The 11,607-nt window shown below is 61.9% G+C and carries 16 protein-coding genes; 7 read left to right on the top strand and 9 right to left on the bottom strand.

Going from position 1 to position 11,607, the window contains the following annotated elements; translation table 11 throughout:
- The first annotated feature begins 9 nt into the window (after window positions 1-9).
- The gene (gene trxA, locus J2X53_RS06610) at window positions 10-336 is read left to right on the top strand and encodes a thioredoxin (RefSeq protein ID WP_349036681.1); all 327 of its coding nucleotides are present in this window, start codon (window positions 10-12) and stop codon (window positions 334-336) included.
- A gap of 98 nt (window positions 337-434) precedes the next feature.
- Window positions 435-995, top strand: a complete 561-nt coding sequence (gene hslV / locus J2X53_RS06605; RefSeq protein ID WP_349036680.1) for an ATP-dependent protease subunit HslV — start codon at window positions 435-437, stop codon at window positions 993-995.
- On the opposite strand, the gene J2X53_RS06600 is transcribed toward hslV, so the two are convergent.
- Together J2X53_RS06600 and J2X53_RS06595 are read right to left on the bottom strand one after the other, a co-directional pair.
- On the bottom strand, window positions 982-1,245 hold the full coding sequence (locus J2X53_RS06600) for a BrnA antitoxin family protein (protein ID WP_349036679.1): 264 nt from the start codon (window positions 1,243-1,245) through the stop codon (window positions 982-984). The genes hslV and J2X53_RS06600 overlap by 14 nt on opposite strands.
- Window positions 1,211-1,504 carry a BrnT family toxin gene (locus J2X53_RS06595; RefSeq protein WP_349036678.1) on the bottom strand — a complete coding sequence of 98 codons (294 nt, stop codon included), beginning with the start codon at window positions 1,502-1,504 and terminating at the stop codon, window positions 1,211-1,213. Before J2X53_RS06595 ends, J2X53_RS06600 begins: the two co-directional genes overlap by 35 nt.
- Before the next feature lie 165 nt (window positions 1,505-1,669).
- Between J2X53_RS06595 and J2X53_RS06590 the strand changes: the two genes are divergently transcribed.
- From J2X53_RS06590 to J2X53_RS06580, 3 genes are all read left to right on the top strand, one after another.
- On the top strand, window positions 1,670-2,725 hold the full coding sequence (locus tag J2X53_RS06590; protein ID WP_349036677.1) for a hypothetical protein: 1,056 nt from the start codon (window positions 1,670-1,672) through the stop codon (window positions 2,723-2,725).
- On the top strand, window positions 2,722-4,017 hold the full coding sequence (hslU, locus tag J2X53_RS06585) for an ATP-dependent protease ATPase subunit HslU (RefSeq protein ID WP_349036676.1): 1,296 nt from the start codon (window positions 2,722-2,724) through the stop codon (window positions 4,015-4,017). The genes J2X53_RS06590 and hslU overlap by 4 nt, the downstream gene beginning before the upstream one ends.
- 137 nt (window positions 4,018-4,154) lie before the next feature.
- A complete protein-coding gene (locus tag J2X53_RS06580; RefSeq protein ID WP_349036675.1) occupies window positions 4,155-5,228 on the top strand; it encodes an alpha/beta fold hydrolase in 1,074 nt (357 codons plus the stop codon).
- A gap of 3 nt (window positions 5,229-5,231) precedes the next feature.
- Here the strand turns inward: J2X53_RS06580 and J2X53_RS06575 are convergent, their stop codons facing one another.
- Genes J2X53_RS06575 through J2X53_RS06565 form a run of 3 tightly spaced genes read right to left on the bottom strand, consistent with a single transcriptional unit; the run spans window position 5,232 to window position 7,534 of the window.
- The gene (locus tag J2X53_RS06575; protein WP_349036674.1) at window positions 5,232-5,831 is read right to left on the bottom strand and encodes a Smr/MutS family protein; all 600 of its coding nucleotides are present in this window, start codon (window positions 5,829-5,831) and stop codon (window positions 5,232-5,234) included.
- A 3-nt stretch (window positions 5,832-5,834) separates the two neighbouring features.
- Window positions 5,835-6,815 carry an MltA domain-containing protein gene (locus tag J2X53_RS06570; RefSeq protein WP_349036856.1) on the bottom strand — a complete coding sequence of 327 codons (981 nt, stop codon included), beginning with the start codon at window positions 6,813-6,815 and terminating at the stop codon, window positions 5,835-5,837.
- A gap of 59 nt (window positions 6,816-6,874) precedes the next feature.
- Window positions 6,875-7,534 carry a Tim44/TimA family putative adaptor protein gene (locus J2X53_RS06565; RefSeq protein WP_349036673.1) on the bottom strand — a complete coding sequence of 220 codons (660 nt, stop codon included), beginning with the start codon at window positions 7,532-7,534 and terminating at the stop codon, window positions 6,875-6,877.
- Window positions 7,535-7,673: 139 nt separating this feature from the next.
- On the opposite strand from J2X53_RS06565, the gene J2X53_RS06560 reads away from it, so the two are divergent.
- Window positions 7,674-8,144 (top strand): FxsA family protein, encoded by a 471-nt coding sequence (locus tag J2X53_RS06560; RefSeq protein WP_349036672.1) that lies wholly within the window; start codon window positions 7,674-7,676, stop codon window positions 8,142-8,144.
- 59 nt (window positions 8,145-8,203) lie between these two features.
- Window positions 8,204-8,707: a protein-export chaperone SecB gene (gene secB / locus J2X53_RS06555; protein ID WP_349036671.1), complete on the top strand. Its 504-nt coding sequence runs from the start codon at window positions 8,204-8,206 to the stop codon at window positions 8,705-8,707.
- Between the two features lie 50 nt (window positions 8,708-8,757).
- On the opposite strand, the gene dnaQ is transcribed toward secB, so the two are convergent.
- From dnaQ to J2X53_RS06535, 4 genes are read right to left on the bottom strand one after another with little or no spacing between them, the layout of a single operon-like run.
- On the bottom strand, window positions 8,758-9,459 hold the full coding sequence (gene dnaQ / locus J2X53_RS06550) for a DNA polymerase III subunit epsilon (protein WP_349036670.1): 702 nt from the start codon (window positions 9,457-9,459) through the stop codon (window positions 8,758-8,760).
- On the bottom strand, window positions 9,452-10,042 hold the full coding sequence (gene coaE / locus J2X53_RS06545) for a dephospho-CoA kinase (protein ID WP_349036669.1): 591 nt from the start codon (window positions 10,040-10,042) through the stop codon (window positions 9,452-9,454). The genes dnaQ and coaE overlap by 8 nt, the downstream gene beginning before the upstream one ends.
- Window positions 10,039-10,878 (bottom strand): shikimate dehydrogenase, encoded by an 840-nt coding sequence (locus tag J2X53_RS06540; protein ID WP_349036668.1) that lies wholly within the window; start codon window positions 10,876-10,878, stop codon window positions 10,039-10,041. The genes coaE and J2X53_RS06540 overlap by 4 nt, the downstream gene beginning before the upstream one ends.
- Window positions 10,875-11,468 (bottom strand): nucleoside triphosphate pyrophosphatase, encoded by a 594-nt coding sequence (locus J2X53_RS06535; protein WP_349036667.1) that lies wholly within the window; start codon window positions 11,466-11,468, stop codon window positions 10,875-10,877. Before J2X53_RS06535 ends, J2X53_RS06540 begins: the two co-directional genes overlap by 4 nt.
- Between the last annotated feature and the right edge of the window lie 139 nt (window positions 11,469-11,607).

Genomic DNA, 11,607 nt, shown 5'->3' with positions numbered 1-11,607 from the left:
AGATATGAAATGGGCGCTGCGACCATTGCCGTCACCGACGCCACCTTTGACGCCGAAGTCCGCAAGTCGGATATTCCTGTCGTGGTGGATTTCTGGGCCGAATGGTGCGGCCCGTGCCGCCAGATCGGCCCCGCACTGGAAGAGCTTGCCACCGAATATGCCGGCAAGGTCAAGATCGTGAAGATCAATGTTGATGAAAACCCCGAAAGCCCGGCGCAACTGGGCGTGCGCGGCATTCCGGCGCTGTTCCTGTTCAAGAACGGCGAAGTTGTCTCGAACAAGGTCGGCGCGGCCCCCAAGGCGGCCTTGGCGACCTGGATTCAATCGGCGATCTGATTGCGGTTGGGCAGACAACAAAGGGCGGTCCTGCGGGGCCGCCCTTTTGTTTTGCATCGCGGTCGCCATATAAGGGGGCAAGTGACGGAGGCTCTGTAATGGCAGACGAAAAATTCCCCGGCTGGCACGGGACAACCATTCTTGCGGTGCGCCGCGGGGGTGAGGTGGTGGTGGCGGGCGATGGACAGGTCTCGCTTGGCCAGACCGTGATCAAGGGCACCGCACGCAAGGTGCGCCGGTTGTCACCCGGCGGGCATGATGTGGTCTGCGGCTTTGCCGGATCGACCGCCGACGCCTTTACCCTGCTGGAACGGCTGGAGAAAAAGCTGGAGGCGGCCCCGGGCCAGCTGGCGCGCGCCTGTGTCGATCTGGCCAAAGACTGGCGCATGGACAAATACCTGCGCAATCTGGAGGCCATGCTGATCGTGACCGACGGGCGCGAGCTGTACGTGATCACCGGCGCAGGCGATGTGCTGGAACCGGAGCATGAGGTGGCAGCCATCGGTTCCGGCGGCAACTTCGCGTTAGCCGCCGCGCGCGGGCTGATGGAAAGCGACTTGACCGCCGAGGACGTGGCGCGCAAAGCGATGGCCATCGCGGCCAGCATTTGTGTTTATACGAATGGCAATCTGACGGTCGAAACCATCAGGGCACCTTGACCTTTTGCGCCTGAACATAGGCCCGCAGGACAGCGTTCATGCGGGTCTGATAGCCTTTGCCGTTTGATTTGAAAAATTCCAGAACATCGGCATCCAGCCGCAGCGAGACCATCTGCTTGTTTGCAGGCTCGACCAGAACGGCCTTGTCCCAATCGACAGCGAACTCTTCGGGGCCGTCATAGTCGCCAGCCTCTCTGAGATAATCCCAGTCAGTTTCATCTTTCCTCGCCCGGATTTCGGAAAGCGACATACGCTTCAAACTGCTCTCGCTCATGATTTCGTGCCCTTCTTGCAGTGATGATGCGGATTGTGCCCCCGCGACGCGTGTGAACAACAGCGAGGACTTTGCCTTTCATCAGTCCTACGGCAATTCTACGCTCCTCGATATCGCTTCGCGCCGGAAGAAGCAGATGAGCATTGAGGAAGATTTCCACAGCGGCGACGAAATCAATGCTGTGTTTTTCAAGTGTCGCGAGTCGTTTGGTTTCGTCCCATTCAAAGTCCTGCATCGTGATGCTCCACAGGCAGTTGAACTGACCAAGGTGCACTTCCTGCGCAGTCTCAGATGTGTTTAACACTTGTCATGTATATGCAAAATGTCAATACAAAATTCCCACCCTTGGAACGCCTGACCAGAATGGCTATCTGTTCCGCATGAACCAGCGGGACCGCAAATGATCGACCCACAAGACCTTCGCGCCGCTGTGCAGCGCGGGCTGATTACCGAGGCGCAGGCGGCGGGGCTGGCGGCGATGGCCGAGGCGCGCAGGCAGGCGGTTGCCGGGGTGGAGCCGGGGGAAGAGCCGTTTGTGCTGTTCAAAGGCTTCAACGAGATCTTCATCGTCATCGGCCTGTCGATCCTGTTCATGGGCTGGATCGGCATTTCTGCCGCGCTTGGGGCCGAGGTGTTCAGCCCCGGCGGGCTGGATACCGTTCTGGTCGCCCTTGTGACGCTCGGTGGGCTGGCGGCGGTGCAGCGGTATTTCACGCTGACGCGGCGGATGATTGCGCCGTCCATCGCCCTGGCGGTCATGACGGCGCTGACGGCCTGGGTGCTGGGGCTGGCGCTCGCTGGACTGGTGGGCATGCAAGAGCTTGCCGCCTCGGCCCTGTCTTCTGCGGTGATTGCCGGGGTGATGCTGCTGCATTACCGCGCCTTCCGGGTGCCGTTTGACGCGGCGATCATTGCCACGGCGGTGTTCTCAATGGTCTGGGCGCTGCTGGCAGGCGGTGGCATTCTGCCTGCCGATGGTCTGGGGCTGCTGCATCTGTCGGGGACCGGGCCGCTGTCGGCGCTGTCGCTGGTGTTTGGCCTGCTGACCTTTGCGCTGGCGATGCGGTTCGACATGTCGGACCCGCTGCGCGTATCAACCCGCAACACCACCGGGTTCTGGCTGCACGTTGTTGCCGCCCCCGCCATCGTGAACACCACAGCCCTGCACCTTCTGGCAAACGGGCAGGCCGGGCAGCTTTTGCTGCTGGTGTTCCTGCTGGCCATTGCCTGTGTGGCAATGGTGATCGACCGGCGGTCGTTTCTGGTTTCCGGCGCGGGTTATGCCGTCTGGCTGATCGTGACGCTGTTTGACGGCTCGGCGCTGGTGATCCTGTTCCTCGGCTTTGGCCTTGTTTTTCTGGGAGCGCAGTGGGATCGCCTGCGCTCTGCCCTGATGCGCGCCCTGCCGGAGTTTCCGGGCAAGGACCGCCTTCCTCCTTACGCGAGCATAAAATGACTGACCTGACCCCGCGCGAAATCGTCTCTGAACTGGACCGCTTCATCATCGGGCAGAATGACGCCAAACGGGCCGTGGCGGTTGCGCTGCGCAATCGCTGGCGGCGCAAGCTGTTGGGCGATGATCTGCGCGATGAGGTGTATCCGAAGAACATTCTGATGATCGGGCCGACCGGTGTCGGCAAGACCGAGATTTCGCGGCGGCTGGCCAAGCTGGCGAAAGCGCCGTTCCTCAAGGTCGAGGCGACCAAGTTCACCGAGGTCGGCTATGTCGGGCGCGATGTCGACAGCATCATCCGCGATCTGGTGGATGCCGCCATGATCGACACCCGCGAGCGCATGCGCGAAGACGTAAAGGCGCGCGCCCAGGCCGCTGCCGAAGAGCGGGTGATCGAGGCTCTGGCCGGCAAGGACGCCCGCGAACAAACCCGCGAGATGTTTCGCGGCAAGCTGCGCCGGGGCGAGCTGGACAAGACGGTGATTGAGCTTGATATCGCCGACACCTCCAGCCCGCTGCCGATGATGGGCGCGCCGGGGATGGAGATGCAGATGCAAGGGCTGCAGGATCTGTTTAAGGCGTTTGGCGGGCGAACCGTGCGCAAAAAGGTGACCGTGGCCGACAGCTATGATCTGCTGATCGGGCAAGAGGCTGACAAGCTGCTGGATGATGACGCGGTCAAGACGGCGGCGCTGACATCGGTGCAGGAAAACGGCATCGTGTTTCTGGATGAAATCGACAAGATCTGCGCCCGGTCCGATGCCCGCGGGGCCGATGTGTCGCGCGAAGGCGTGCAGCGCGACCTGCTGCCGCTGATCGAAGGCACCACGGTTTCGACCAAATATGGCCCGGTCAAGACCGACCATATCCTGTTCATCGCCAGCGGCGCGTTTCACATCGCCAAGCCCTCGGATCTGCTGCCCGAATTGCAGGGCCGTCTGCCGATCCGGGTCGAGCTGAAGCCGCTGACAGAGGGCGATTTTGTGCGCATTCTGACAGAGACCGAAAACGCGCTGACCCGGCAGTATTCGGCCCTGATGGCAACGGAAAAGGTGACAGTGACCTTTACGACCGAGGGCATTTCAGCCTTGGCCCGCATCGCGGCCGAGGTGAACCAGTCGGTCGAAAACATCGGCGCACGGCGGCTTTATACCATTCTGGAACGTGTGTTCGAAGAGCTGAGCTTTTCTGCCCCGGACCGCTCGGGCGAAGCCGTGACCATTGATGCCGATTTTGTCGAGGCAAATGTGGGTGCCCTCGCGCGGTCGGCCGATCTGTCTCGTTACGTTCTGTGACACCGATCGGCAAGGATTCGTCGGTGCCGGAAATCATCCCGCTTGACGCTTGACGGTTAAGCGTCAATTGGAGTGGGCGGGATCTGGCGTGGGGTGGTGTTGTGCTGCGATCGGTAAAGTTTTCACTGCTGATTTGCATGCTCGCCGCCTGTGCGCCGCGCGGGCAGATGGCCTATGCGCCCGACGCCGCCCAGATCGGCTCGGTGCGTGAGGTTTTTGTCGCCACAACGCGCGGTCTGGATGAAAACGGCAACTACTCCGGCAAGCGGGTCGAAGCTGTCAGCTTTGGCCGCTATGGCATTTCGGTTCCCCCGGTTCGCGAGGCCGGCGAAATCAAATGGCCGCCCCGGTCTGGAAAAATTGATGCAGAGACCCAGTTTCTGACAACCTATGCCGGTCGCTATCAATCCAGCGGTGACTTCCGCAGCGGCCTGAACAAAGAGCTGCGCGCCAATGGTGGTGAGGCAGTCATCTTTGTGCATGGCTTCAACAACACCTTTTCCGAAGGGGTCTACCGCATCGCTCAGATGGCGCATGACCTCGATCTGCCCGGGACCATCGTTCATTATTCCTGGCCCTCGGCAGCACAGCCGCTGGGCTATGTTTACGACCGCGATTCCGCGCTGTTTGCCCGTGACGGGCTGGAGCGTCTGTTGAACGAAGTCGAAGATGCGGGCGCAAAGCGTATTGTGCTGGTGGCGCATTCGATGGGCAGTACCCTTGTGATGGAGGCGCTGCGCCAGATCGCAATCCGGCAGCGAAGCGACGTGCTTGACCGCATTGGCGGCGTGATCCTGATTTCGCCCGACATTGATGTGGATGTGTTCCGCGCGCAGGCGCTGGCCATTCCCGAACTGCCACAACCGTTCATCGTCTTTTCGTCCGAGCGGGACCGGGTGTTGCGGCTGTCGGCCACACTGACTGGCCAGCGGGACAGGTTGGGTACGTTGAAAGACATCTCGCGTGTCGGTGATCTGCCGATCACCTTCCTCGATACGGCGGCATTCAGCAGTGGGTCGGGCCACTTCAATCTTGGCAATTCGCCCAGCTTGCTAAGATTGCTCGACGGTATCCTGTCGGTGGATGCGTCGCTGGACGCGGATCGTATTGCGCGGACAGGTCTGTTGCCGGGCGCGGTTCTGACCGTTCAGAGTGCGACGCAGATCATTCTGAGCCCGGTTGTCGCCATCGGCAACGAGCTGCAGCGCTGAACGCTATCTGCCACGCCGGAGATAGACATAATACGCACCCGCGCCGCCATGGCGCGCATGCGCCTCGGCCACCTGAAGCACCAGCGGGCCAAGCGGCGGCAGGCGCAGCCATTGCGGCACCTGATGCCGCAGCGCGCCGATGCGCGACGGGATCGGGCCGTGGTCGGGCTTGGCCTTGCCCTTGCCGGTGATCACCAGAACCAGCCGGAACCCCTGTGCGTGGGTGCCAAGGATAAACCGGTTCAGCTCGGGGTGGGCCTCGGCCAGCGTCAGCCCATGCAGGTCAATGCGCGCTTCGGGCAGCAGCTTGCCACGCGTCATCCGGCCATAGGCCTTTGCGTCCATCTGAACAGGCGCGCCCGCCAAAGCCTGTGGCGGGCTGGGGGCAAGTTTGTGCCCCGGGTTGCTGCGCGCCTTTTCACCCAGCCGAAACACCGGCAACGCCGGGGCAACGGGATCTTTTACCGGAAGGGTGCCGGTGACCTTTGGTTCATCCTTGCCATGCAGAACCGCTTCGCCATTGGAGTGCATGGCGCGCGCCGTACGGGCGACCGCATACCAAAGGGCTGCTTCATCCGGGCGAAGGGTGCGACGACGTGCCATGGCTCATCCGTCTGACAAAAGCGCATAGGCGCGGTCGATGGGCAAAAGCTGGATCAACCGGCCGCCATCCTTGATCTTTCCGGCCTCTTCCCCGGCGGCAAATCCGGTGCCGTAAAAGATGTCGGCCCGCTGCGCGCCCTTGATCGCGCCGCCCGTGTCTTGCGCGATCATCAGCCTGCGCAGCGGCTGGCGCCCCTCCTTCTCGACCCAGACCGGCGCGCCCAACGGCACATGGGCCGGATCAATGGCAACAGACCGCATGCCCGTAATCGGTCGCCCCATGGCCCCGATCGGGCCGCTTTCAGGCGGCAGATCATCGAGCCTGCGAAAGAACACGAAAGATGGATTAGAGTTCAACAAGGCCCGACCGGGGCCGGGATTGGACCGGACCCAGGCCTTTATATCCTGCGCCGAGACATCGGCCATCGACGCGCCCCGGCGGATCAGCTCTTGCCCGATCGAGCGGTAGGGATGGCCGTTCTTGCCGCCATAGGCCACACGCAGCACCCGGCCATCGGGCAGGCGGATGCGGCCAGAGCCCTGAACCTGCAGGAAATACACCTCAACCGGATCATCCAGCCAGACCAGCTCCAGCCCGCGCCCACGCAATGCGCCGGACTCGATGGCCTCACGCGCGTGATACACCTGACCTTCGGTCAGTTCCGGCGGTTTGCGATACAGCGGATAGGTGAACCGGGGGGTGCGGAGCAGTGACCCGTTCAGCTCGGGTTCATAATAGCCGGTGAACAGGGCAGGCGGGGTGCCGACGATGACCGGACGAAACAGCAGCTCGAAAAACTGCCGCGCACTGGTGCTGCTGTCACCCGCATCGGCGGACAATTTGCACAAGGGCGACCAGAGCGGATCGCGGAGCAAAGCACATGTGTTGCGGAAAACGGCCAGTGCCGCGCGATGATCTTCCTGCGCCCAGCCGTCAAGCTCTTGAAATTCCAGCACTTGCGCCGGGGCAGCAGGCGCGGCCATCAGAGCCGCGCCGAACAACAGGGCGTGAACTGCATTGCTGACCCACCCCACCGGAAATCTTAGTCGCCCGTGGCAACAAGTTGCCAGTTCGGATCGGACGAACCCATGACGCGGGCATAGGTCCAGATGTCACGCTGGCGCTTGATTTCCTTGTGGTTTCCTTCGACCACCTCGCCGGCCTTGTTGCGGATCACCGAAGTCAGCTCGCCGACATAGCGGACCGAGATTTCGGCCCGCCGGGTGTCACGGTTGAAGGTCGCGTTGTGGAGCGCCAACTCGCGCAGACCGACAAAGGTGGCCTCGACCGTCAGCCCCTCTGCATCGCGCGCGTTGATGGCTTGCGCAAAGGCCGCCTCGATCTCATCGTCGAGGAACGGGCGGATCTGATCCAGCTCGCCCCGTTCAAACGACATCAGGATCATCTCATACGCGCCGCGTGCACCTTGCAGAAAGGTGTTCACCGAAAAGCCCGGCTCTGCCAGCTTCATCGCTGCCAGTGCCTTGGCGGCATCGGAGCCGTCGGCGACGTGATCGGTGATATCGCGGTCCGGCCCGCCATCAATCACCTCGAAATCACGGTTGACCCGTGGCCGCACATCTTCCAGCGGAACCGGTGGTTTTTCAAAACCATCGCGTGTGCCCAGAACCGAACGCAGCTTCAGGATCAGGAAAATCGCGATCCCGGCGAGAACGAGAAGCTGGATCAGGGAAGAGTTCATTCAAAACCTCGATCAGACGCCGTGAAAGGGCCGGCATGTATTGGGGGTTGGTAACTTGCACACTCGGCTCTTATGTAGGGCTGGCAGGGGGCGGTGTCTACCGTCCCACCGCCCGCATTTACCGTTGAAGGAGGCCAAGATGTGGCTTTTCGCCCTGTTCCTCATCGTACCGCTGATCGAAATCGCGCTTTTCATCACCGTGGGCGGCTGGCTGACGCTTTGGCCCACGCTTGGTCTGGTGCTGCTGACCGGCATTGTCGGCACTGCCCTGATGCGATGGCAGGGGCTAAAAGTGCTTGCCGAATTGCGCGGCGACATGGGGCAGCTCAAAAACCCGCTGTCACCGCTGGCGCATGGCGCGCTGATCGTTCTGGCCGGATTGCTGCTGCTGACGCCGGGGTTCTTCACAGATACGATCGGGTTTTTGCTGATGGTGCCCAAAGTGCGTGAAATGGTGATCGCCTTTGTCGGATCGCGCGTGCAGATCCAGACGTTTGGCGGGCCACCACCGCAATCGCGCCGCGAGGGGCCGACCGTCATTGATGGAGAGTTCTTTGAAGTCGATGAAAACCCGACGCCAAAGGGCCCTTCGGGGTGGACCCGGCATTGAGAACGCTTCTGTGACCTGATAGGAACGCACCCGAACCGTTCTCAGGGAGACAAGAGAGTATGGCCGAGGAAAATGGCGCAGCCGCGCAGCCACAGGCCCAGCCGCAGGTCAAGATGCAGGTGCTGGCGCAATTCATCCGTGACATGTCCTTTGAAAATGCCGTCGCGCAAAAGGGCCTGAACGGGGGCGAGGTTCAGCCGGATATTCAGGTCGCGGTCAGCCTTGACGCGCGCAAGCGTCCGCAGGACCACCAGTTTGAGGTGATCCAGAAGTTCCGGGTGACCTCGAAAAACCGCGCCACTGACGAAACGCTGTTCCTGCTGGAGATTGATTACGGCGGGGTGTTCCATATCGAAGGCGTGCCGGATGAGCAGATGCACCCGTTCCTGCTGATTGAATGCCCGCGCCTGCTGTTTCCGTTCATCCGCCGCATCATCAGCGATGTGACCCGCGATGGCGGTTTCCCGGCGCTGAACATCGACACCGTGGATTATCTGGCGCTGTACCGTCAGGAACTGGCGCGCCGCGCCCAGACCCAGGCACCGCAGACCCAACCGAACTGAGCTGGCACGCTGGCTTTTGAGGCCGGTCCCTCGGGGCCGGCCTTTTGCGTTCAGCCCCGTTTGAGCCAGATTGCCCCGTCGCCCAGCTTGGCCACAAAAGCCGCGTGAGCGGCAATCTCTTCTTCAGTGATGCGGGCGGGGAGCGGCACGGGACGGGGCCGGGCGCGCCAGTCTGTGCTTGTGCCTGTGGCTTGGGATTTCTTGCTTTGCGCTGCATCCGCCGCCAGCATGAAATCCGGCTGACGACCACCGATCAGTTCGAGGTAAACCTCGGCCAGAATTTCGGAATCGAGCAGCGCCCCATGTTTTTCCCGTGCGGAATTGTCGACGCCAAAGCGGCGGCACAGCGCGTCGAGCGAAGCGGGAGAGCCGGGGAATTTTTGCCGGGCGATCTGCAGCGTATCTGTGGCCTGACTGTTGGGCAGGGGGCGAAATCCGGCGCGCTGCAGCTCGAAGTTCAGGAATTTCATATCAAAGGCAGCGTTGTGGATGACAAGCTGCGCATCACCAACAAAGTCGAGAAAGGCCCGCCCGATTGCCTTGAACAGCGGTTTGTCTTTCAGAAAGTCATCGCCCAGCCCATGCACCTCGAACGCCTCTTTCGGCATGAGACGTTCCGGGTTGATGTATTGGTGATAGGTCTTGCCGGTGGGCAGATGATTGAACAGCTCTACCGCGCCGATTTCGACGATCCGGTGGCCTTCTGACGGCTCAAAACCGGTGGTTTCGGTGTCGAGAACGATTTCACGCATGGCCGCTCCGCAAATGGGCAATCAGCGCCTGCACATAGGCGCGGGTCTGGTCGATGGACAGGGTCTCAACAATATGGGTGGCGCGCGCGCGTTTCTCGGCATCCGGCATCTGGCGCGACAGGATCAGGGCAAACTGCGCCTCGGTCATTCCGGGGCGGGACAGAACCCGATCGCGCTGAAGCGCGGCGGGGGCTGTGACCAGAAGCGTGGCATCCATTTGGGCTTCGGTGCCCTTTTCGAACAAGAGTGGAATGTCAAAGACCACAATCCCATCGCTGACCCGCGCCGCAAAGGCATCGCGGTCTGCCGCGACCAACGGATGCACCACAGCCTCGAGCCGGGGCAGGGCGGTGGGGTCAGACGCGATCCAGTCGCGCAGGGCTGTGCGGTCAATGCTGTCGCTACGCAGGGCGGCGGGGCAGAGCGCGGCAACCGGAGCCACCGCCATGCCACCCGGCGCATACAGGCGATGAACGGCGGCATCGGCATCCCAGACCGGGATGCCTTCGGCCGCAAACAGAGCGGCGGTCGTGGATTTTCCCATGCCGATGGAGCCGGTCAGACCCAGTTGAAACCTGCTCATGCCGACAGTACGGCGCGGCGGGTTTCGTCATCCACCTCGGGCCGCCGACCGAACCAGCGTTCAAAACCGGGGGCAGCCTGATGCAGCAGCATGCCCAGGCCATCGACCACGGTGCAGCCCCTGGCCTGGGCTTCGATCAGAAACTGGGTCATCAGGGGGGTATAGACCAGATCGGTGACCACGGCATCAGACCGCAACCCATCCAGCGGCACCCGGAAATCGGACTTTCCGGTCATGCCAAGCGAGGTGGTGTTGATCACCGTTGTGGCACCATCCAGCATATTTGCCGCCTGAATCCATTCGCTGACCACCAGCTTGGCCCCGAAATCCGAGCGCAAGGCATCGGCACGCGGGCGGGTGCGGTTGGCGATGCGGATTTCCGGCACGCCCACTTCGATCAGGGCAGCCACCACGGCACGGGCAGCACCACCCGCGCCAAACACCACGGCTGGCCCGGCAGCTGCGTTCCAGTGTGGCGCGTTCTGGCGCAGGTTGGCAATGAAGCCGGAGCCATCGGTATTGTCGGCCTGAATGCGGCCATCCTTGCGGAAAATCAGCGTGTTGGCGGCGCCGATCAGGGCCGCACGATCGGTGATGACATCTGCAATGCGCAGAATGGCCTCTTTATGCGGGATGGTGATGTTCACCCCGACAAAGCCCATGCGGGGCAAAGCCTCCAGCATCTGAGGCAGATCGGACGGCGCGATATCCAGCGGGACATAATGCCCCCGGATGCCATAGCGCTTCAGCCAATAGCCATGCAGCGCGGGCGAGCGGCTGTGCGCGATGGGGTGTCCGATAACGCCGGCAAGGGGGATGCGGGGATGATCTGTCATGTCGGAATGTGACCTCTGTCACCCAGATAGCCCAAAACCGGCAAAAGCGGAAGACCGAGCACCGTGAAGTGGTCGCCTTCGATTGATGAAAACAGGCGTGCGCCCTCTTCCTCGATCTTGTAGCCGCCGACACTGTGGCGGATACTGTCCCAGTTCCGGGAAACATAATCATCAAGGTAGTTGTCCGAGACCGGCCGCATCACAAGGCGTGCTTCGGCCACAAACCGCCACACCGGCTTTGCGTCGTGGTAGATCACCGCAGCGGACCAGAGCTTGTGCGATGTGCCCCGCAGAAGCCGCAGCTGGACGCGGGCAACATCGGGAGTTTCGGGTTTTGCCAGCACCTCACCCTGAAAATCGAGGATCTGATCACAGCCGAGCACCATGCTTTCCGGGTGCCGCTCTGCCACTTTGCGGGCTTTCATCTCGGCCAGGGTATCGGCCATGTCGCGCGGGCGTGCGCCTTCGACCTGCAACGCCCGGCGGATCATATCCTCGTCTATCCGCGCTGGCTGAGCCGTAAAGGGCACGCCAGCGGCGGACAGCATCTGCTGCCGGATCTGTGAGGTGGAGGCCAGAATGAGGGTCATTTTGCCGGGGACAGCTCTGTGGATATGCTTGCTTTGTTCACGCGGTGCCAATTGTGCGCAGGAGGTCTGATCCGGCAAAGGGTGGCCAGCGGTGCCCTTTTGTCAAGATGACCACGGGAGATATCCCGCTGTGCATGAC

This window comes from Pseudotabrizicola sp. 4114 (genome assembly GCF_031457365.1).
Classification (GTDB): domain Bacteria; phylum Pseudomonadota; class Alphaproteobacteria; order Rhodobacterales; family Rhodobacteraceae; genus Pseudotabrizicola.
Note: the sequence above shows the minus strand (reverse complement) of the source record. Positions and strands in the feature narration are given on the sequence as shown.